Below are 20,675 nucleotides of genomic sequence, written 5' to 3' on the forward strand. Positions count from 1 at the left end.
CTTTCTGAACGACAATCAGCGTTTTGCCCTTCAGCCTCAGGAAGCCAGGATGAAAGCCTCGTGGGACATTTTTTGCAGCGTCGTCGATAACTACGGTGATGCGGGTGTGACCTGGCGTCTGGCACGCCAATTGGTTGCCGAACATGGCCTGCAGGTTCGTTTATGGATCGACGATCTGTCGGCGTTCGCTCGGCTGTGTCCTGGTGCCGACGCGGCGGCCGTGCAGCAACAGCATGAAGGCGTCAGCGTTTGCCAGTGGCCAGTGCAATGGGCAAGCACGGTCATTCCTGATGCAGTGATCGAAGCCTTTGCCTGTCGATTGCCGGAGTCGTACACCGAAGCAATGCTGCAACACTCGCCAAGGCCGCTGTGGCTGAACCTCGATTACCTGAGTGCCGAAGAATGGGTGTCAGGCTGTCACGGGCTGCCGTCGCCGCAGTCTAACGGCCTCAAGAAGTTCTTTTTCTTCCCGGGTTTTTCCGACACCACAGGCGGTTTGCTGCGCGAGCGAGACCTTGTGAACAGGCGCCATGCCTTTGAGCATGACAAAGCGGAGCAGCGCGCCTTTCTTGAAGGGCTGGGCGTCGAGCCGCTGGAAGATACCCGTCTGATATCGGTGTTTGCCTACGAAAACCCGGGCCTGGGCAGTTGGCTTGACGTATTGGCCAACGATGAACGACCGACACACATGCTGGTGCCGGAAGGCCGCATTCTGGGCGATCTGCAGCGCTGGCTTGGCAGTGAACTGGCGGTAGGCACGACGCAGGTGAGGGGCGCACTCACGGTGCAGGTCTTGCCGTTCGTCAGTCAGGAGCAGTACGACCTGCTGCTGTGGAGCTGCGATTTCAACATCGTGCGCGGTGAGGACTCGTTCGTGCGGGCGCAATGGGCGGGGCGACCGATGCTCTGGCACATCTATCAACAGGAAGACGATGCGCACCTGCCGAAGCTCGATGCTTTTCTGGCACTGTATCTGGACGGGCTTTCGCCCCCTGCCGGACAGGCTTTGAGCCGCTTGTGGCACGGTTGGAGCGCTGGCGGCGACCTTGCCGATAGCTGGAAAGAGCTGATGGCGCACTGGCCTGAAATCGAAAGACATGCCGAGCGCTGGTGCCTGCAACAAGCCGCACAGACTGATCTTGCCACGGCGCTGGTGCAGTTTTATGGAAATTCGCTATGATACGCGACCTTGATATCAGGCTCTGTACGGAAAGTGCCTGTGTAGGCTATTTCTCGTACAGAGCCTTTGGTTAATTCATCCAAATTCGGATATATGCAATGAAAACTGGTAAAGAGCTGAAACCCGGTACCGTGATCCGTCTCGAAAACGATCCTTGGCTGGTTCAGAAAGCTGAGTTCACCAAATCCGGTCGTAACAGCGCGATCATGAAGACCAAGCTGAAAAACCTGCTGACCGGTTACAAGACCGAGATCGTCTACAGCGCCGATGACAAACTGGACGACGTGATCCTCGACCGCAAGGAAGCCACTCTGTCTTTCATCAGTGGTGACACCTACACGTTCATGGACACCACTGACTACACCATGTACGAGCTGAACGCCGAAGACATCGAAAGCGTTCTGCCATTCGTCGAAGAAGGCATGACCGACATCTGCGAAGCCGTTTTCTTTGAAGACCGTCTGGTTTCCGTTGAACTGCCGACCACTATCGTGCGCCAGGTTGACTACACCGAAGGTTCCGCTCGCGGCGACACCTCTGGCAAGGTCATGAAGCCTGCCAAGCTGAAAAACGGCACCGAGCTGAGCGTTGCAGACTTCATCGAAATCGGTGACATGATCGAGATCGACACCCGCGAAGGCGGTTCCTACAAGGGCCGTGCCAAGTAAGCAGGGTGTTTTGACCCCGTTACGCAAAAAACCCGCATCGCTGCGGGTTTTTTTATGCCTGAAATTCTGCTGAACAGCGGTGCTCAGGCTTCAAGCGGCTTTCACACCGTCACATGCAGGCGCACATCGACGTTGCCACGTGTGGCGTTGGAGTACGGGCAGACCACGTGAGCGGCGTCTACCAGTTGCTGGGCGTCGGCTTGTTCAAGGCCAGGAAGGCTGACATGCAGGTCGATGTCCAGACCGAAACCACCGGGGATCTGGCCGATGCCTACGTGAGCAGTGATCGAGGCGTCTGCCGGGATGCTGCGTTTGCTTTGACCGGCCACGAATTTCAGCGCGCCAATGAAGCAGGCCGAGTAGCCGGCAGCGAACAATTGCTCAGGGTTGGTGGCTGCGCCGCCAGCACCGCCGAGTTCTTTCGGGGTCGCCAGTTTGACGTCGAGAATATTGTCGCTGGAAACGGCACGACCATCACGGCCGCCGGTGGCGGTTGCAACTGCGGTGTAAAGCGTGTCCATGGTATTTCCTCGTTTTCATGAGCTTGGTTGTGCGCCAAATACTTGCGCGCAATATAATCACGCGACAAAGGTATCTCTTGATTAGTTAGTGCGCAAGCTAAATTTCGCGAGGAGTGAAACGCTGCGTTGAATCCCGCCTACAGACTCTGGTGCAGATGGTCACGCAGGTCGAGCAACTGAGCCTGCAGTTCATGGAGTTTTTCCATGCTCAGGCCGCTGGTGGAGAGAATGCAGCCTGGCACGTTCAGGGCCTTGTGCTGCAATGCACGACCTTGTTCGGTCAGGTGCAGTAACACCACACGCTCGTCTTCCTTGCTGCGCGTGCGACTGATGAAGCCTTCACCTTCAAGGCGCTTGAGCAAGGGCGTCAGCGAACCCGGATCGGTCAGCAGGCGCGTGCTGACATCGCTCACGGTCAGACCGTCTTTTTCCCACAGCACCATCATGGCCAGGTACTGCGGATAGGTCAGGCCAAGTGCCTGAAGCAAGGGTTTATAGACCTTGGTCATCATCAACGAGGTGGAGTAGAGGGCGAAACATAATTGATTATCCAGCAGCAACAAGTCGCAATCAGCGGACTCAAGGTGGGTCGGGCTCTTGTCGGCACTCATGTCGGATCCTCGTACTCGGTAAACTGAGTTTAACCCAGTGTTGAACTGTTTTAACGCGCTGGATAATTTCCATGCCTGCGAGCTGGCAGCAATGTCATCATGTGTTGTGTATGAAAAAAGACATTATCGGGTGTTGACGCGGACAGGACTGCGCAGCATTTGACCATCGGATGGTTGGGGATGCAGTGTGATTGAAATTGTGATGTTCGTGTTGCTCGGCGCGTTAATGGGCACCTTGGGAGGGTTGTTCGGAATTGGCGGCGGGCTGGTGGCGATTCCGGTACTGGGCGTTTTGTTCGGGCTTGATCAACAGCTGGCTCAGGGCACTGCCTTGTTGATGGTGCTGCCCAATGTGTTGCTCGCGTTGTGGCGCTACAACCAGCGTAACCGGATTTTACTGCGCAACGCACTGATGCTGATCATTCCCGGTTTCTTCATGGCCTGGCTCACGTCGCTGCTGGCCGTACGGGTCGATCCACAAGGCATGCGCCTGGGCTTTATCGTCTTTCTGGTGGTCTTGACTGTGTTTAACGTCGCGCAAATGTATTGGCGTAATAGTCAGGCAGGCACCGGGCTGCGTCATGAGCGCTGGCTGTGGCTGCTGGGTGTCGGTTCCGGCGTCACCGGCGGCTTGTTTGGCGTAGGCGGCGGAGTGGTGGCTACTCCGATCCTGACCAGCATGTTCGGCGCTACGCAGGTGGTTGCGCAAGGGCTTGCTCTGTCGCTTGCGGCTCCAAGCACTGGTATCACATTGGTCACTTACGCGCTGCACGACCACGTCAACTGGTCGATGGGTATCCCGTTGGCGATCGGCGGTCTGGCCAGCATCAGTTGGGGTGTAAAGCTGGCGCACTCGTTGCCGGAGCGCACGTTACGCCTGATGTTCTGTGTGTTTCTGGTGCTGTGCGCAGTGATTCTCGCGCTTAAAGTCTGAGCCCTTCGGGACCACCCGCTCAAGTTTCGAGCGGGCAGTTGATCTGGCACGCGTTGGTCAGCGTCTGACCTGCTTTAGGGTTTCGGCAATCAGGAACGCCAGTTCCAGCGACTGATCGGCGTTCATGCGCGGGTCGCAGTGCGTGTGATAGCGGTCCGATAGGCCGTCTTCAGTAATCGGTCGGGCGCCGCCGATGCATTCGGTGACGTTCTGACCGGTCATTTCGATGTGGATGCCTCCGGCGTATGTGCCTTCTGCCTGATGCACCTGAAAGAACTGCTTCACTTCGCCGAGGATCTGCGCGAAGTCGCGGGTCTTGTAACCGCTGCTGGCCTTGATGGTGTTGCCATGCATCGGGTCGGAGCTCCACAGCACCTTGCGGCCTTCGCGCTCGACCGCACGAATCAGCTGTGGCAGGTGATCGCCGACCTTGTTGGCACCCATACGCGCTATCAGGTTCAGACGTCCCGGGTCGTTGTCCGGGTTGAGGGTGTCGATCAGGCGAATCAGGTCTTCGGTGTTCATGCTCGGGCCGACTTTTACTCCGATCGGGTTGTTCATCCCGCGCAGGAATTCAACGTGCGCGCCGTCCAGTTGCCGGGTGCGATCGCCGATCCATAACATGTGCGCCGAGCAGTCGTAGTAATCGTTGGTCAGGCTGTCGCGCCGCACGAAGGCTTCTTCATAGTTGAGCAACAACGCCTCATGGGCGGTGAAGAAGCTGGTTTCGCGCAGTTGCGGCGAGCTGTCCATGCCGCAGGCGCGCATGAATGCCAGGGTTTCGTCGATACGACCCGCCAACTGGCTGTATTTGTCGGCCAGCGCCGAGTTGGCGATAAAGTCCAGATTCCACTTGTGTACCTGATGCAGGTCGGCAAACCCGCCCTGAGCGAAAGCGCGCAACAGGTTGAGGGTGGCAGTGGACTGGTTGTAGGCCTGGATCAGGCGTTCCGGATCCGGCACGCGGCTTTTTTCGTCGAAGCCGATACCGTTGACGATGTCACCCCGATACGCAGGAAGCGTCACGCCGTCGATGGTTTCGTCATTGGCCGAGCGTGGCTTGGCAAACTGTCCGGCCATGCGTCCGACCTTGACGACCGGGCAGCCGGCGGCAAAAGTCATGACGATTGCCATCTGCAACAGCACCTTGAACGTGTCGCGAATCTTGGCCGCAGAAAACTCCATGAAGCTTTCTGCGCAATCGCCGCCTTGCAACAGGAACGCCCGACCCTGGGTGACTTCGGCAAACTGGCGACGCAACTCGCGGGCTTCGCCTGCGAATACCAGCGGCGGGTAGCTGGCCAGCGTCTGTTCGACTTTCAGCAAATGCTCTGTGTCAGGGTATAGGGGTTGCTGTTGAATCGGCATTGCCCGCCAGCTGTCGGGGCTCCAGGGTTGGCTCATCATTGGCTCTTGGGTTGCGCAATCGGACAGGCATGTTAGCAGTTCGTCGTCACGCTGCCAGCGTGGTGCAGATCACTGGAAAGGTGTTGCAGCCTGCAAAGTGTGACAAAACGGTGCGCTTGCCCGACAATTCGAGCTTTGCGCCCGGTGCGGCCCAGGACCAGGAACGGTGATGACGGAAGAGCGTGAGCGCGTAGAACGAATTCTGGCTGAGGTCCATGACGACTTCGGCATGATCCGCGTGCTGGAGGTGGAGGATTACCGCTTCCTCGAGTTCGGCGATGCAATTGAACAGAGTTGCACCTTCACGGCTGATCCGAGCTGGCTGGAGTATGACTACACCCGTGCGATGTTGATCGGCGCCTTGTGCCACGAGGCGCCGGAGAGCGCATTGTTTCTCGGTCTGGGCGCCGGGACGCTGACCCAGGCCTGCATGAAGTTCCTGCCGCTGGAAGATGTGGAAGTGATCGAACTGCGTCCCGACGTGCCACGTCTGGCGATGGAGTTCATGGGGCTGGATGATGACCCTCGGCTGTACATCCGCATCGGCGACGCGCTGGATCTGCTGCACAGCGCGGAACCGGCTGATCTGATCTTTGTCGACCTGTATACCGATGTCGGGCCTGGCGTCGGGCATCTGGCCTGGAATTTTCTGCAGAGCTGCCAGCAGCGTCTCACGCCCGGCGGCTGGCTGATCATCAACCAGTGGGCGACCGACGATGGCAAGCCGCTGGGCGCGGCGCTGCTGCGTGGTCTGTACCATCGTCATTACTGGGAGCTGCCGGTCAAGGAGGGCAACGTGATTCTGATCGTGCCTGCCGATCTGGATCAGGTGCTTGATATCGAGGCGCTCAGCGTACGTGCTGAAGCACTTGCACCACGTTTGGGGTACTCGCTGGCTTCATTGATCCGGGCTGTCCGTTCAGCGACCTGACAAGCCTGGCGATGCGCCGATTATGCGGAAATTCGGGTAGGACAATTCGCCACACCCTGCAGGGCGCGATACCGGTCATCCGAAGAAATAGATTAAACGTTTAAGCGACAATGCCCGTAATCTCTGGTCCGCGCTTTGGCGAGGGCCTGTCGCGCCGCTGGTCAATGCCAGCTTTTGCACTCGCAGGGCGTAATGTTTCATAAAAAAAGACTCACCAAGGTGCGTATTTCCGGTATAGTGCGCGCCGGCCTTAACACGGCCCTCGTCGAGGTATTGCAGTTCCCCGAAGCCAGCTTCGGTCGCTTGTTCGCATAGCGGACTAGCCTGGACGATCCATTCATCAAACGTTTTCGCAAATCCCCGCCGACAAAGCAGCCAGGGTGACCTCAAGGTCGTACACGGCACGCGCAGCTTTGAAGCATGGGTCTTTGCGGATGCACTAGAGGCAGACCCATGACCCAGGAAATCGGCGGCTTCGCCGCTCTCGAACTTCATCCAAATATCGTTGCAGCTGTCGTCGCCACTGGCTACGAAGAGCCTTCGGCCATCCAGCAGCAATCGATCCCGATTATTCTCGCCGGTCACGACATGATCGGTCAGGCGCAAACCGGTACGGGTAAAACCGCCGCGTTCGCACTGCCTATCCTGCACCGGATCGACCCGAGCAAGCGCGAGCCGCAAGCACTTATCCTGGCCCCGACCCGCGAGCTGGCACTTCAGGTTGCCACCGCGTTCGAGACCTACGCAAAACAAATGCCGGGCGTGACCGTTGTAGCGGTCTACGGCGGCGCGCCTATGGGCCCTCAGCTCAAGGCCATCCGCAATGGCGCACAGATCGTCGTCGCTACTCCGGGCCGTCTCTGCGACCACCTGCGTCGTGACGAGAAAGTCCTGGCGACCGTGAACCATCTGGTTCTCGACGAAGCGGACGAAATGCTCAAGCTGGGCTTCATGGACGACCTCGAAGTCATCTTCAAGGCCATGCCTGAAACCCGCCAGACCGTCCTGTTCTCGGCCACCTTGCCGCAATCTATTCGTGCCATCGCCGAACGCCACCTGCGTGACCCGAAGCACGTCAAGATCCAGACCAAGACCCAGACCGTTACCGCGATCGAGCAGGCTCACCTGCTGGTTCACGCTGACCAGAAGACCTCGGCTGTATTGAGCTTGCTGGAAGTCGAAGACTTCGACGCCCTGATCATGTTCGTCCGCACCAAGCAGGCGACCCTGGACCTGGCAAGCGCCCTTGAAGCCAAAGGCTACAAGGCTGCTGCACTGAACGGCGACATCGCCCAGAACCAGCGTGAGCGCGTCATCGAATCCCTCAAGGATGGCCGTCTGGACATCGTTGTTGCGACCGACGTTGCCGCCCGTGGTCTTGACGTTCCTCGTATCACCCACGTATTCAACGTGGACATGCCTTACGATCCTGAGTCCTACGTTCACCGTATCGGCCGTACCGGTCGTGCAGGTCGCGAAGGTCGTGCTCTGTTGCTGGTGACTCCTCGCGAGCGCCGCATGCTGCAGGTGATCGAGCGTGTTACCGGTCAGAAGGTTGCGGAAGCCCGCCTGCCGGATGCCCAGGCCGTCCTGGATGCTCGCATCAAGAAACTGACCAACAGCCTGTCGCCGCTGGTTGCCGATGCCGAATCGACTCATGGCGATCTGCTGGATCGTCTGACTGCCGACATCGGTTGCAGCCCGCGTGCCCTCGCTGCTGCACTGCTGCGCAAGGCTACCAACGGTCAGGCTCTTACCCTGGCAGCCATCGAGCGTGACCGTCCGCTGGTTCCGAACAACGCCCCTCGCGGTGATCGTCCAGAACGCAGCGGCAGCAGCGACCGTGGTGATCGTCCAGAGCGCGAGCGTCGTGCGCCGGTTCCATTGGCCGAAGGTCGTGCACGTTGCCGTACCGCGCTGGGTGCGCGTGATGGCATCGCTGCCAAGAACCTGCTGGGCGCCATCCTCAACGAAGGCGGCCTGGCTCGCGAAGCCATCGGCCGTATCCAGGTTCGTGACAGCTTCAGCTTGGTAGAACTGCCGGAAGATGGTCTTGAGCGTCTGTTGACCAAGCTCAAGGACACCCGCGTTGCCGGCAAGCAGCTCAAACTGCGTCGCTATCGCGAAGACTGATCCGCTCTTGAGCTGATCGGCACATAAAAAATCCCCGACTGGTTCGGGGATTTTTTTATTCCGGATTCTGCAGTGCCTGCGTTGTTCAGGGTCAGTCGAACCGATAGATGTCCATCCCTAGCGCGCCCATGGTGAAGCCTTGGTGAGCAATGCTGAAAGCGCCCCCTGCGCCTCGGGCGAAATACAGCGGCAGCAGATGTTCATCACTTGGATGCGCACGTTTGGCATGCGGGGCGAGGGTGCGGTAGTGGTGCAGGGCTGCTTCATCGTCGTCATGCAGCTTGTCTACCATCCAGTTGCGAAACTCCACAGCCCAAGGCTCGGCGCTTCCCGGGCCCGCGTTCCAGTTCAGATCCCGCAGGTTATGGGTGATGCTGCCTGAGCCGATAATCAGCACGCCTTGTTCTCGAAGCCCGGCGAGCGCTTTGCCCACTTGTGTCTGCAGCGCTGGTCCCTGACGGCTTGGCAGTGAGACCTGCACCACAGGGATGTCGGCGTCCGGGTACATTAGCGACAAAGGGACCCAGACGCCGTGATCAAATGGCCTTCTGCTGTCGATGCGTGCCGTCAGACCATCCGCTGCGAGCAGTTCGACGACCGTCCGGGTCAGCTCCGGCAGCCCCGGTGCGGGGTATTGAACCGCGAACAGCTCGGCTGCAAAGCCGCCAAAGTCATGCCAGGTCTCGGGTTGAGGGTTGCCGTTTACAATAAGCTCATGGCTTTCCCAGTGCGCAGACACCATCACGATGGCGCGAGGTCTGGGCAGGCTGGCAGCCAGTTGCCTGAGGGCAGGGCCGCTCTCGCCGGGCTCCAGGGCCAAGGTAGGGGAGCCGTGGGAAATGAAGAGGCTAGGGAACATTCAAAGCTCCAGAAAATGAGGATGAACCATAGTCGTTCATCCTCATGATCTAAATCTAATATAAGTTCCAGCGGTTTTTTATCGGGTATTTAGATGTTCAGCCGCGACGGCGCAGTGCCTCGATGCGTTGCTCCAGCGGCGGGTGGCTCATGAACATGCCTGCCAGGCCTTTCTTGAGGCCGGCGTTGATGCCGAACGCCGTCAGGCTGTCAGGCATGTTCACCGGTACGCCCTGTTCTGAGCGCAAGCGTTGCAGAGCGCCAATCATTGCGTCAGTGCCTGCCAGTCGGGCACCTGCATCATCAGCGCGGAATTCCCGTTTGCGCGAGAACCACATGACAATCGCGCTTGCCAGGAAACCCAACACCAGTTCGGCGAAGATCGTCGTGATGTAGTAGGCAATACCCTGACCGTTCTCGGTCTTGAAGATCACCTTGTCGACGAAGTTCCCGATAATGCGGGCGAAGAACATCACAAAGGTGTTCACCACACCCTGCACCAGTGCCAGCGTGACCATGTCACCGTTGGCAACGTGGCCGATCTCGTGCGCCAGTACAGCTTTCACTTCATCCGGCGAAAAGCGCTCGAGCAAGCCCTGGCTCACTGCTACCAGTGCGTCGTTCTTGTTCCAGCCCGTAGCGAATGCATTGGCTTCATAGGCCGGGAAAATACCGACTTCCGGCATCTTGATGCCTGCGTCGCGAGACAATTGTTCGACGGTCTGCAGCAACCATTGCTCATGGCGAGTGCGAGGCTGGGTAATGATCTGAGTGCCGGTGCTCATTTTCGCCATCCACTTGGAGATGAACAGCGAGAACAGCGAGCCCGCGAAACCGAACACAGCGCAGAAAACCAGCAGCTGATTGAGGTTTAGATCAACCCCGTTGGCCGCCATGAACCCATTGAAGCCAAAAAGGCTCAAGGTGATGCTGGCAATCAGCACGACCGCAAGGTTAGTGGCCAAAAACAGCAAAATGCGCATCATGGTCGAAACGTTCTCCTCAGGTAAATATGTAACTCGATGCCGGGTATATAAGGTGATGACCGTCGCTATTCAACACAGGGACTATTTCAAACTGTGTCCTGCCGTCGCAATCAATGGTAATCCGGGAAAGCTGAACAGCGCCTGAGCCAGAGTGGTCGATGCCTGAAGGGGTGGAGGCTGTGCCTGAAGACAGTTTTTGCGGGATAGAAATAAACTGCCCCGAACGGGTCGGGGCAGCCAGGCAGCGCGACAGCTTACTGACTATAACCTTTCAGAAAGTTACCGATGCGGCCAATGGCCTGCTCCAGTTCGTCGACGCGCGGCAGGGTCACAACGCGGAAGTGATCAGGGTAGGGCCAGTTGAACGCCGTGCCTTGCACCACCAGGAGTTTTTCCGACAGCAGCAGGTCGAGAACGAACTTCTCGTCGTTGAAGATCGGACAGACTTTCGGGTCGATACGCGGGAACGCATACAGCGCGCCCATCGGCTTCACGCAACTGACGCCTGGAATGTCGTTGAGCAATTCCCAGGTGCGGTTGCGCTGCTCCAGCAGGCGGCCTGGTGGCAGAATCAGGTCGTTGATGCTCTGGTAGCCGCCAAGAGCGGTCTGGATGGCGTGCTGGCTGGGCACGTTGGCACACAGGCGCATGTTGGCAAGGATGTCGATGCCTTCGATGTAGCTCTGCGCGTTGTGCTTCGGCCCGGAAATGGCAATCCAGCCGGAGCGGAAGCCCGCTACCCGATAGGACTTGGACAGGCCGTTGAATGTCAGACACAGCAGGTCCGGCGCCAGCGAGGCGGTGCAGATGTGCACGGCATCGTCATAGAGGATCTTGTCGTAGATTTCATCGGAGAACACCACCAGGTTGTGCTGACGTGCCAGTTCCAGCATGCCCAGCAGCACTTCGCGTGAGTAAACCGCACCCGTCGGGTTGTTCGGGTTGATGATGACCATCGCCTTGGTGTTCGGGGTGATCTTGGCCTTGATGTCTTCCAGGTCCGGCCACCAGTTGGCCTGCTCGTCGCACAGATAATGCACCGGGCTTCCACCCGACAGCGCAACGGCTGCCGTCCACAGTGGATAGTCGGGAGCCGGCACCAGCACTTCGTCGCCATTGTTGAGCAGTGCCTGCATCGACATCACGATCAGTTCGGAAACGCCGTTGCCCAGATAGATGTCTTCAATGCCGACACCTTCGACCTGTTTCTGCTGGTAGTACTGCATGACGGCTTTGCGGGCGCTGAACAGGCCCTTGGAGTCGCTGTAGCCCTGGGCTGTCGGCAAGTTGCGGATCACGTCCTGCAAAATTTCGTCCGGCGCCTCGAAACCAAACGGTGCCGGGTTGCCGATATTCAGCTTGAGGATGCGATGGCCTTCCTCTTCCAGACGTTTGGCGTGCTTGAGCACTGGCCCGCGAATGTCGTAGCAGACGTTTGCGAGCTTGTTCGATTTGTTGAACTGCATGGTGATGATCCCGAAAATGGACGAGGTGTTGCCGGCCTGCAATGAGGGTTGCTGCACGCTCGCCATGAAAATGGGTTTGTATGCGACAAACACGGGTGACAGACTGGGGTCTGAATGGGCGCAATCATACGTGCCACCTGATCTGCGGAAAAGACACAGATCGGGCTTTTTCGAGTTTGGAGGTGTACCTGTGGACAAGATGCAAAAAACGCTTGAAGAGTGGAAGCAGATGCTCGACCCGGAGCAATACAATGTGTGCCGACTGAAAGCCACCGAACGGCCGTTTTCCGGCAAGTACAACAACACAAAAACAGCTGGTGTCTACCATTGCATCTGTTGCAACGAGGCGCTGTTCGATTCGCAAACCAAGTTCGACTCGGGTTGCGGCTGGCCGAGTTTCTATGCGCCGCTGGAAGGCAGTGCGGTGGTCGAAGTACGCGATATCAGTCATGGCATGATTCGTACCGAAGTCGTCTGCGCCAAATGTGACGCTCACCTGGGGCATGTATTTCCCGACGGCCCTCCACCGACCGGCCTGCGTTATTGCATCAACTCGGTGTGCCTGACGCTGGAGACTCGCGCTTAGCGCACCTTGCTATTTGCCGGCAACAATTATGAAAACTGGCGTGCGCGCAGCTGCCTTCTTGCGCGCTATCGTCAGGCGGTGTCTTTCCCGTCCTGTCTCGAACCTAGGTCTCGTCATGAGTGAAAACCTGCTCAACATCCCGGTCACCACGATCAAGGGAGAACAGAAAACCCTCGCCGATTTTTCCGGCAAGGCGGTGCTGGTGGTCAACACGGCAAGCAAGTGTGGCTTCACGCCTCAGTATCAGGGGCTGGAAAAGCTCTGGCAGGACTACCGGGATAATGGGCTGGTAGTGCTCGGCTTTCCGTGTAATCAGTTCGGCAAGCAGGAGCCGGGCGATGAAGGCGCTATTTCGGGGTTTTGCGAGCTGAACTACGGTGTCAGCTTCCCGCTGTTCAAAAAAACAGACGTGAATGGCCCTCAGGCCCACCCGTTGTTCGTCCAGCTCAAACAGCAGGCGCCGGGCTTGCTGGGAACCGAGCGTATCAAGTGGAATTTCACCAAGTTTCTGATCGGCAAGGACGGCACTCTGGTCAAGCGTTTCGCCCCCCTGACCAAGCCTGAAGAGCTGACCAGTGAAATCGAGGCGCTGTTGCGTTAGGCGGTTTCAGCTGTTCTCGGTGAGCGGTATCCACTGGTCCAGAATGCTGATAAGTTCGGTCCGTCTGAACGGTTTGGCCAGGTAGTCGTTCATGCCTGCCGCCTTGCAGCGCTCGCGTTCGTCAGGCATGGCGTTGGCGGTCAGGGCGACGATCGGCAGGTTGGGCCAGCGACCGCTGCTGCGGATCTGGCGGCTGGCTTCGTAGCCATCCATGACCGGCATGTTGCAGTCCATCAATACCAGATCGAAATGGCCTTGTTCCAGTTGCTCCAGTGCTTCGCCACCATGGCTGCTGACGACCACTTCGCACCCCAGTTTGACCAATATGCTTTTAGCGACCAGTTGATTGACCGGGTTGTCTTCTACCAAAAGGACCCGCGCCAGCCGTTGTGTTGCCTGTTCGCCTGACGCTGGGTCTCCGATACCTGTCTCTTCATGATTCAGGATTCGTCGCAGCGTATGGTAAAGCGCGTTTCGGGCCAGCGGTCGGGCCTGCTGTTGCAGCGGGGCGAGGGCAGCAACCTGTTCGCTAGGCATGAAGTTGCCGTACGCGGTGACCAGTAATATCGGTACTGGCGTCCTCGGCCGAATGGCGAACAGGCATTCCGGGCAGTCGGTAATCACCAGGTCCGGCGTGTCATCCGGATCAAGGTCGTCAGCGCTGCGTCGCTTGAGGTCCACGCCCCAGTAAGGCAGCAGAGTGCCCAGCAGTTCGACCAGCCCGCTGCCCGCCGAACTGATGACCGTGACACGGCCTTTGAGTGGGGTTTGGGCGACCGCAGGCATATGGATCGGCAATGGCAATTCGGCGCTGAACTGACTGCCGAACCCCGGCAGCGAGTGAATGCTCAGCTTGCCATTCATGGCCTCGCACAAATTGTGGGTCAGTGCCAGACCCAGTCCGGTGCCACCGTACTGGCGGGTGATGGCGGTCTCTGCCTGAGTGAATGGCTGAAAAATCCTGGCCTGCGCATCCTGCGCGATCCCTATGCCGGTATCGCGCACCTCGATACGGATGCGATTGTCTCCGAGCGTGGCGTCCGCATGGTGAGTCAGGCGCACATCGACGCGTCCGAAGCGGGTGAACTTGAGGGCATTGGACAGCAGATTGCTGACGATTTGCCGGACTCTGGTCGGGTCGCCCGTGATCATCGCCGGAAAGTCCGGCTCGATCAGGCAGGTCAACTCGACACTGGGCGCCGCGTTCTGCGAGAGCAGGTTGGCGGTGTCTTCGATCAAGGCGCCGAGATCAAAAGGAATGCGCTCGATCTCCAGGTGACCGGCGTCGAATTTGGACATGTCGAGAATATCGTTGAGCAGTTCCACCAGGACCTTGCCCGAGTCATGGGCAATCATCAGCTGCTGGCGTTGTTCTGCGCCCAGCGGGCTGTCCAGCGACAGCGCCAGCATGCCCAGCAAGCCGTTCAGCGGCGTGCGGATTTCATGGCTCATGTGCGCCAGGAAAGCTGCGCGCGCATGGGCCATGTCCAGCGCAGTACTGCGCGCTATCTGCAGCTCTTCATTGGATTCGCGCAGGCGCAGGTTGCTTGCCTTGAGCTCGTCGGTACGCGCCGAGACGATATTTTCCAGCTCGTTGAGGTGATCGTTCAGCCGGTCCTCGGCCGCACGGCGTCTGGAAAACTCGGTGCTCACGGTTTCGAACTGGCGATTGAACGTCGCGACCAGCACGCCGATTTCATCCTGCTCGTGGTGCGGCGGGCAGTTTATCTTTGCCTGATCGGGGCTGCGCGGATCGCGACTGCTCAATTCCCGGATGACCCTTACCAGCGGTTTGGTCAGGGTTGCGTAGAACAGGATGGTCAGAATGCCGGCCAGCGCAAGACTGCGTAAAAATCCGTTGAGCAGGGTGATTTCTGCGCGTTGCAGGAAGTGACTGCCGAACGCGAAGGTGTCGACAGTCAGGTACAGTGTGCCGATGGTTTCGTCAGGAAGGTGATCGAGGTGCAGCTTTTCCTGAAACTGCCGGCTTTCGCCGAACAGCCAGTCGCTGAGCACTCGATAGCGGCCTGTGGCCATTGGTCGATCAACGCTGGCGAGTACCGTATCGTTGTTGTCGGTCAGTCTGGCACTGACTACCGCAGGCGAGTGCAGCAGCCCGAGGGTGAGTTCCTGAGCCAGTTCGGCATCGATGTTGTAGGCAATTCGCGAGGCGGGATTCTGGATGATTTCCAGCAGTGACTTGATTTCCCGATTGATGGAAGCGTCTTCACTGGCATAATCGATCGCAATCTGCGCCACGCTCAGCAGGGTTCCAAGCACGAAGCCGATCAGAACGGACAGTCGTGCCTGTTTGAATGAAAGCCTGTTCTTGAGCGATATATCCATGAGTAATGACTGTCAGTTGTCGTGCCGATGCCGGTCAAGCATAGCTGATCGGCACCGGTCACCCATCAGTTAAATAGTGAGGAGATCCCGTGGATTCTCGGTTGGATGCTTTTCTGCAGCGCGCTGACGCGGTGCTGGCCCGTCTGGAGCCATTGCTGCCGGCCCTGCGAGACCCTGTCGACTGGACAAAGGCGCTGGCTGCCCGTTGGGTGCGCGAAGGGCGCAGCGGCTATCTGATGCCTTTGCAGGTCAGTCTGGATACACGCCTGACCGACCTGATCGGCGTTGACCGGCAACGTGATCAGCTAGGGCGCAATACACGCCAGTTCATTGCAGGCCTGCCTGCCAACCATGCCTTGCTGTGGGGCTCGCGGGGCACTGGCAAGTCGTCGCTGATCCGGGCATTGCTTGCCGAATATGCGCCTGCGGGCCTGCGTCTGATCGAGATCGAACGTGATCACCTGGGGGATCTGCCCCGTGTGGTCGAGCAATTGCAGGCGCTGCCGCAGCGGTTCGTGCTGTTCTGTGATGACCTGTCGTTCGAGTCGGGGGAGGGCGATTATCGCGTGCTGAAAAGCGTGCTTGACGGTTCGCTGGAGCAGGCACCGGACAATGTGCTGCTGTACGCCACCTCCAATCGTCGCCATCTGGTGCCGGAGAAGGAGAGCGACAACGTCAACTGGCAGCACGTCGACGGTGAACTGCACCCCAGTGAAGCGGTAGAAGACAAGATTGCCCTGTCCGATCGCTTCGGGCTGTGGCTGTCTTTCTACCCGTTTACTCAGGAGCATTATCTGAACGTGGTCGAGCACTGGATCACGCAACTGGCACACAAGGCTGGACTGCAATGGCAGCGTGACGAGCCTCTTGAAAAGGCTGCCATTCGCTGGGCAACCGCGCGCGGCAACCGAAACGGCCGATGCGCTTATCAATTTGCGCGTTATTGGGTAGGACTTGAATTGTTGGAGCAACAGGCATGATCGATTTGCAAAACACCGGGGCAGGTCTTGAGGGTTACGGGCTGCTGGCCGCACAGCTTGAGGCGTTACTGGCCGATGAGCGTGATTTCATCGCCAACGCGGCGCAGTTCTCGGCGTTCCTCTACACCCAGATCGAAGACCTGAACTGGGCTGGCTTTTATCTCAATCGTGACGAAGAACTGGTGTTGGGACCGTTTCAGGGTCAGATCGCCTGCGTGCGCATCCCGTTCGGTCGCGGAGTCTGCGGGGCGGCGGCGCACACCCGGCAGACCCAGCGTGTTCAGGATGTTCACGAGTTCCCAGGGCACATCGCCTGCGACAGTGCGTCGAACAGCGAACTCGTTGTGCCGTTGGTCAAGGAGGGACGTTTGATTGGCGTGCTGGACCTGGACAGTCCGAGTGTAGGGCGCTTCAAGGAGGCGGATCAGTCGGGGGTGGAGCGTCTGGCAGCCATCTTCCTGGCGTCGACCGATTGCTGAGCCAGCATCAATCGACCTTATGCTGCCCGTATGGCTATTCGGGCAGCTGCGCGGGCAGTCATCAGTCGTAGATGACTTTTTTCTTCCATTCCGACTCGGTGTCGTCCTGTTTCAGGCCTTCAGTCAGAGCGTTATCGTCATCTTCGGTAGGTGCGGTGTTGGTCAAGACCACCGAGTTGGCACGGGCCAGTTGCTTTTCCATCGCCAGCAGTTGCTGTTGATAAGTGACAGGGTCGGGCTGGTTACGCAAATACTGCACGCCGCGCTCGAAGGCCAGGCGTGCCTGACCTGGCTGGTCCTGAGACAGTGCGGTTTGACCCAGATTGTTGAAGAACTCGATATGCAGGTTGACCAGAATAGTGCGTATCTCACGAATCCAGTGCTTGGCTTCGCTGGTTTGCAGAAAACCGTCATGCGCAGCCCGCGTGACCTGGCCATGCAGGGCTTCCAGCAGAAACCGTACATCCTTGGCCTTGGCTTCGGTCTGAATAGGCGAGACCGGGTTGGGCACATCGATGCCTTCGCCTTTGGCAATCTGCTCTTCCAGTTCGCCGATGCGGTGCTTGAGCTGGGCGTTGCCTTTCTCCATATTAAGCATGCGCTGCACAACGTTGAGTTCCAGGCGTGTCAAAAGCAACTTCAGTGCGGGTGACATCAGCTGACCTGGAAACACTTCAGTGATTTCACCGCAGCGACGCAGGCGATCACTCAGTTCAACCTTGGTGCGGGCTTTTTCCAGTTTGCCGTTTTCAGCGACGTGATTCAGGTAGCCGATCGCGATCAGCAGCGCAATGCCTGCCAGTACCATCAGCGTGATCATGAGTGGAGTCACTGTGCAAACCTCATTTGTTCAATTAGTTTTAGTGCGAGTGTAGTGGCTAAGCACTACTGCGCATAGATGCCCTCTCGGAGTTTGTCGGCATCTCTTCTATATAGATGAGGGCAGATCAGGCAACTGAGCAATATAGGTCAGGCCAGCGGACGGCCGGTTGCTGTCGGCCACTGTCTGGCCGACGTCGAAGTTATTGATTTCAATAAATTTTCAGATGGGGGTTGACGCCTTCTCAAACCATCCATAGAATGCGCGCCACTTACAGCGTAAAGCACACAGCGTAGCGCAAATAAGTAGTGAATGTTGTACGTGTGTCCCCTTCGTCTAGTGGCCTAGGACACCGCCCTTTCACGGCGGTAACAGGGGTTCGAGTCCCCTAGGGGACGCCATTGCGGGAATAGCTCAGTTGGTAGAGCACGACCTTGCCAAGGTCGGGGTCGCGAGTTCGAGTCTCGTTTCCCGCTCCATTTTTAAGCAGCTTTGCTTCAGGGCAGGGTTGAGTGAAACCAGTACACATCTTCGGATGGTGTCTGGAACTGAAACACACACCATTGTGTTTCAGGCAGTGTCCCCTTCGTCTAGTGGCCTAGGACACCGCCCTTTCACGGCGGTAACAGGGGTTCGAGTCCCCTAGGGGACGCCATATTGCGGGAATAGCTCAGTTGGTAGAGCACGACCTTGCCAAGGTCGGGGTCGCGAGTTCGAGTCTCGTTTCCCGCTCCAAATTCACAAAAACGCCGCTCAATAGAGCGGCGTTTTTGTTTGTGCGTTTTACTGATCGGCATTTCCAGACAACGCCACTTGCTGTGAAGCAGCGTTGTCCGGCGCTTACCATCAAGGCATCTGCGGCATTTCATTAGGGCGCATGTCAAACACTAGCACCTCTGCGTCGACGCCGTCTTTCAGGCTGATCAACTGTTCGTTGCGCACCCGTACACCGTCCCCTTCGCCCAGTTGCTCGCCATTGAGCACGACGCTGCCACGGGCAACATGCACGTAAGCGTAGCGGTTGGGTGCCAGCTCCAGCGTCGCAGTTTCGTTGCCATCGAACAGGCCGGCATACACGCGAGCGTCCTGACGAACCTTGAGCGCACCGTTTTCGCCTTTCGGCGAGATGATCAACTGCAAACGGCCGCGTTTCTGCTCGGCGCTGAAATGCTCCTGCTGGTAGTTCGGCGTTGCACCTGCAACGTTCGGTACGATCCAGATTTGCAGAAAATGCACGCCCTCGGAGTGCGAATGGTTGAATTCACTGTGCGCCACGCCGCTGCCGGCACTCATGAGCTGCACATCACCCGGGCGAATTACCGAGCCGGTGCCCAGTGTGTCCTTGTGTTCCAGTGCGCCTTCCAGCACGTAGGAAAATATCTCCATGTCGCGGTGCGGGTGCTGACCAAAGCCTTTGCCTTCAGCAACGCGATCATCGTTGATCACTAGCAGGTCAGAAAACCCCTGCTGCCGCGGGTCGCGATAGCCGCCAAAAGAGAAGGTGTGAAAGGATTTCAGCCAGCCATGATTAGCAGCGCCACGCTCGGAGGCCTTGCGAAGAGTCAGCATGATTCTTTCTCCATCCATACATCGATGCTGCACATTCAGCAATCGATCAAGTGAGACGAAGATTACGGCTTATCGACTGTCGCAATAAGGGGCTGAGAGATGAATCACTGTCTCGCTGAGGTTGACAGTGCCCAGCGGAACGTTAGGCTCTGGGTGAACATCTTGTTGATCACACTCAGGCCGCGACCCATGAATCCTTTTGAAGACATGCGAATTTTCTGCCAGGTCATGGAGTCTGGCAGCTTCACGGCGGCATCCGAAAAGCTCGGGCTGTCCAAGCAGTTTGTCAGCCGTCGCCTGATGCAGTTGGAGGAGCGGCTAGGGGTGCGTCTGCTCAACCGCTCGACACGACGCCTGGATGTCACGCCACTGGGCCAGAGTTACTACGAATCGTCCCTGCGTCTATTGGCCGAGGTCGAACAAGTGGAGCAGGGCATCACCGGGCAGAACCATGAGCCCAGAGGCACGCTGCGCCTGAGTGCGCCGCTGTCGTTTGCAGTTGCTCATCTGGGCTGCCTGCTGCCACAATTTTTAAAGCGTTACCGCGATGTGGCGGTGGAAGTCGATCTGAGCGACCGTCCGGTGGACGTGATCAGTGAGGGTTATGACGTGGTACTGCGTATTGGCTTGCTGGAGGATTCCAGCTTGATTGCGCGGCGCATTGCGTCGATTGATCGGGTTTACTGCGCCAGCCCGGCGTACCTCGCCGAGCGTGGTACGCCGCAAAAACCCGAGGACTTGCACGCTCACGATTGTCTGCCTTACGGGCACAGTCGTCAGGTGCAGTGGCGTTTTCAGAATGTGGGCAAGGCAACCAGCCTGAGCGTCAGTGGCCGAATGCGCGTCAATAACGGTGAGCTGCTCAAGGACGCCGCCCTTGCCGGGCTGGGTGTCACCTATTTGCCGACCTTTATCGTCGGTGCAGCGTTGCGCGACGGGAGCCTGGTTCGTGTGCTGGATGATTTGCGGCCCGAGCCGCTGACGCTGTCAGCAGTTTACCCGCAGCACCGTCAGGCGTCGCGGCCAGTGCAGGCATTTGTCGAGTTTCTGCGTGAGCGCCTTGATTCTGGGATTGAGCCGGATGATCTGCGCAACTGATCGGAATTCCCACGTCATCCCTCGCTGCATCCGGCAAACGCTGCCTTGCCGTCACACATCAGTATGGCGCCGAACACTGCGACGTAGCACCAGCGCTCGTTGATTGGTCTTGCGCTGGGTATGATGGTCGTCTGTCTTTGCTGGAGCGGACATTCATGCCTGCCGAAAAACCCGAAGTAGTCATCACCTATTGCATTCAGTGTCAGTGGCTGCTGCGTGCAGCGTGGCTGGCTCAGGAGTTGCTGAGTACCTTCAGTGACGACTTGGGCAAGGTGTCTCTGCAGCCTGGCACCGGTGGCGCATTTCGCATCACCTGTGACGGTGTGCAGCTCTGGGAGCGCAAGGCCGATGGCGGCTTTCCCGAGGCCAAAGTGCTCAAGCAGCGCCTCCGGGACCAGATCGATCCGGCACGCGATCTCGGCCATAACGACCGACCCACGCCCGACAGCCCTCGGTAAGACGGCGCCGCTGTCACGACATCGCCATGTGCGTGTCACATTC

Annotated in this window: 20 protein-coding genes and 4 tRNA genes; 15 read left to right on the top strand and 9 right to left on the bottom strand. The window is 58.2% G+C overall.

Annotation, left to right across the window (positions count from 1 at the left end; all coding sequences use genetic code 11):
* Positions 1-49: 49 nt before the first annotated feature.
* Together earP and I9H09_RS07810 are read left to right on the top strand one after the other, a co-directional pair.
* Positions 50-1,180 (top strand): elongation factor P maturation arginine rhamnosyltransferase EarP, encoded by a 1,131-nt coding sequence (earP, locus tag I9H09_RS07805; protein WP_122346603.1) that lies wholly within the window; start codon positions 50-52, stop codon positions 1,178-1,180.
* A gap of 98 nt (positions 1,181-1,278) precedes the next feature.
* Positions 1,279-1,848 (top strand): elongation factor P, encoded by a 570-nt coding sequence (locus I9H09_RS07810; protein WP_005889783.1) that lies wholly within the window; start codon positions 1,279-1,281, stop codon positions 1,846-1,848.
* 101 nt (positions 1,849-1,949) lie between these two features.
* Here the strand turns inward: I9H09_RS07810 and I9H09_RS07815 are convergent, their stop codons facing one another.
* Together I9H09_RS07815 and I9H09_RS07820 are read right to left on the bottom strand one after the other, a co-directional pair.
* On the bottom strand, positions 1,950-2,369 hold the full coding sequence (locus tag I9H09_RS07815) for an organic hydroperoxide resistance protein (protein WP_005889785.1): 420 nt from the start codon (positions 2,367-2,369) through the stop codon (positions 1,950-1,952).
* A gap of 137 nt (positions 2,370-2,506) precedes the next feature.
* Positions 2,507-2,980, bottom strand: a complete 474-nt coding sequence (locus I9H09_RS07820) for a MarR family winged helix-turn-helix transcriptional regulator (RefSeq protein WP_005889787.1) — start codon at positions 2,978-2,980, stop codon at positions 2,507-2,509.
* 187 nt (positions 2,981-3,167) lie between these two features.
* On the opposite strand from I9H09_RS07820, the gene I9H09_RS07825 reads away from it, so the two are divergent.
* Positions 3,168-3,914, top strand: coding sequence for a sulfite exporter TauE/SafE family protein (locus I9H09_RS07825; protein WP_183136751.1), 747 nt, complete (start codon positions 3,168-3,170; stop codon positions 3,912-3,914).
* Positions 3,915-3,971: 57 nt separating this feature from the next.
* Here the strand turns inward: I9H09_RS07825 and I9H09_RS07830 are convergent, their stop codons facing one another.
* A complete protein-coding gene (locus I9H09_RS07830; RefSeq protein ID WP_122346605.1) occupies positions 3,972-5,318 on the bottom strand; it encodes a class II 3-deoxy-7-phosphoheptulonate synthase in 1,347 nt (448 codons plus the stop codon).
* Between the two features lie 172 nt (positions 5,319-5,490).
* Here I9H09_RS07830 and I9H09_RS07835 point away from each other — a divergent pair, with 172 nt between their 5' ends.
* Positions 5,491-6,252 carry a spermidine synthase gene (locus tag I9H09_RS07835; protein ID WP_005889793.1) on the top strand — a complete coding sequence of 254 codons (762 nt, stop codon included), beginning with the start codon at positions 5,491-5,493 and terminating at the stop codon, positions 6,250-6,252.
* A 453-nt stretch (positions 6,253-6,705) separates the two neighbouring features.
* Positions 6,706-8,385, top strand: coding sequence for a DEAD/DEAH box helicase (locus I9H09_RS07840; protein ID WP_487250748.1), 1,680 nt, complete (start codon positions 6,706-6,708; stop codon positions 8,383-8,385).
* A gap of 91 nt (positions 8,386-8,476) precedes the next feature.
* On the opposite strand, the gene I9H09_RS07845 is transcribed toward I9H09_RS07840, so the two are convergent.
* The 3 genes from I9H09_RS07845 to I9H09_RS07855 form a co-directional block, all read right to left on the bottom strand.
* On the bottom strand, positions 8,477-9,244 hold the full coding sequence (locus I9H09_RS07845; protein WP_054990798.1) for a DODA-type extradiol aromatic ring-opening family dioxygenase: 768 nt from the start codon (positions 9,242-9,244) through the stop codon (positions 8,477-8,479).
* Between the two features lie 97 nt (positions 9,245-9,341).
* The gene (htpX, locus tag I9H09_RS07850) at positions 9,342-10,229 is read right to left on the bottom strand and encodes a protease HtpX (protein ID WP_005889801.1); all 888 of its coding nucleotides are present in this window, start codon (positions 10,227-10,229) and stop codon (positions 9,342-9,344) included.
* 254 nt (positions 10,230-10,483) lie between these two features.
* Positions 10,484-11,695, bottom strand: coding sequence for a pyridoxal phosphate-dependent aminotransferase (locus tag I9H09_RS07855; RefSeq protein ID WP_005889803.1), 1,212 nt, complete (start codon positions 11,693-11,695; stop codon positions 10,484-10,486).
* Between the two features lie 190 nt (positions 11,696-11,885).
* On the opposite strand from I9H09_RS07855, the gene msrB reads away from it, so the two are divergent.
* The gene (gene msrB, locus I9H09_RS07860; protein ID WP_024669864.1) at positions 11,886-12,281 is read left to right on the top strand and encodes a peptide-methionine (R)-S-oxide reductase MsrB; all 396 of its coding nucleotides are present in this window, start codon (positions 11,886-11,888) and stop codon (positions 12,279-12,281) included.
* Between the two features lie 115 nt (positions 12,282-12,396).
* A complete protein-coding gene (locus I9H09_RS07865) occupies positions 12,397-12,882 on the top strand; it encodes a glutathione peroxidase (RefSeq protein WP_024669863.1) in 486 nt (161 codons plus the stop codon).
* Between the two features lie 6 nt (positions 12,883-12,888).
* Here I9H09_RS07865 and I9H09_RS07870 read toward each other — a convergent pair whose 3' ends face one another.
* The gene (locus I9H09_RS07870) at positions 12,889-15,228 is read right to left on the bottom strand and encodes a hybrid sensor histidine kinase/response regulator (RefSeq protein ID WP_024669862.1); all 2,340 of its coding nucleotides are present in this window, start codon (positions 15,226-15,228) and stop codon (positions 12,889-12,891) included.
* Positions 15,229-15,317: 89 nt separating this feature from the next.
* Between I9H09_RS07870 and I9H09_RS07875 the strand changes: the two genes are divergently transcribed.
* A complete protein-coding gene (locus I9H09_RS07875; RefSeq protein ID WP_054990799.1) occupies positions 15,318-16,208 on the top strand; it encodes an ATP-binding protein in 891 nt (296 codons plus the stop codon).
* Positions 16,205-16,687, top strand: coding sequence for a GAF domain-containing protein (locus I9H09_RS07880; protein WP_122347595.1), 483 nt, complete (start codon positions 16,205-16,207; stop codon positions 16,685-16,687). Before I9H09_RS07875 ends, I9H09_RS07880 begins: the two co-directional genes overlap by 4 nt.
* Positions 16,688-16,748: 61 nt before the next feature.
* Here the strand turns inward: I9H09_RS07880 and I9H09_RS07885 are convergent, their stop codons facing one another.
* On the bottom strand, positions 16,749-17,507 hold the full coding sequence (locus I9H09_RS07885; RefSeq protein ID WP_054998457.1) for a hypothetical protein: 759 nt from the start codon (positions 17,505-17,507) through the stop codon (positions 16,749-16,751).
* Positions 17,508-17,832: 325 nt separating this feature from the next.
* Here I9H09_RS07885 and I9H09_RS07890 point away from each other — a divergent pair.
* From I9H09_RS07890 to I9H09_RS07905, 4 genes are all read left to right on the top strand, one after another.
* Positions 17,833-17,908: transfer RNA gene (locus I9H09_RS07890), tRNA-Glu, on the top strand.
* A gap of 2 nt (positions 17,909-17,910) precedes the next feature.
* Positions 17,911-17,986 (top strand) — tRNA-Gly (locus I9H09_RS07895).
* A 100-nt stretch (positions 17,987-18,086) separates the two neighbouring features.
* A tRNA-Glu gene (locus I9H09_RS07900) sits at positions 18,087-18,162 on the top strand.
* A gap of 4 nt (positions 18,163-18,166) precedes the next feature.
* Positions 18,167-18,242, top strand: a tRNA-Gly gene (locus I9H09_RS07905).
* A gap of 111 nt (positions 18,243-18,353) precedes the next feature.
* On the opposite strand, the gene I9H09_RS07910 is transcribed toward I9H09_RS07905, so the two are convergent.
* Positions 18,354-19,076 (bottom strand): pirin family protein, encoded by a 723-nt coding sequence (locus I9H09_RS07910; protein WP_122347594.1) that lies wholly within the window; start codon positions 19,074-19,076, stop codon positions 18,354-18,356.
* A 189-nt stretch (positions 19,077-19,265) separates the two neighbouring features.
* On the opposite strand from I9H09_RS07910, the gene I9H09_RS07915 reads away from it, so the two are divergent.
* Positions 19,266-20,174 carry a LysR family transcriptional regulator gene (locus I9H09_RS07915; RefSeq protein ID WP_024669859.1) on the top strand — a complete coding sequence of 303 codons (909 nt, stop codon included), beginning with the start codon at positions 19,266-19,268 and terminating at the stop codon, positions 20,172-20,174.
* Between the two features lie 155 nt (positions 20,175-20,329).
* Entirely contained in the window at positions 20,330-20,632 is a 303-nt protein-coding gene (locus tag I9H09_RS07920) for an Rdx family protein (protein ID WP_024669858.1), read from the top strand.
* Positions 20,633-20,675 lie beyond the last annotated feature (43 nt).

This window comes from Pseudomonas tremae, assembly GCF_023278125.1.
GTDB classification, from domain to species: domain Bacteria; phylum Pseudomonadota; class Gammaproteobacteria; order Pseudomonadales; family Pseudomonadaceae; genus Aquipseudomonas; species Aquipseudomonas tremae.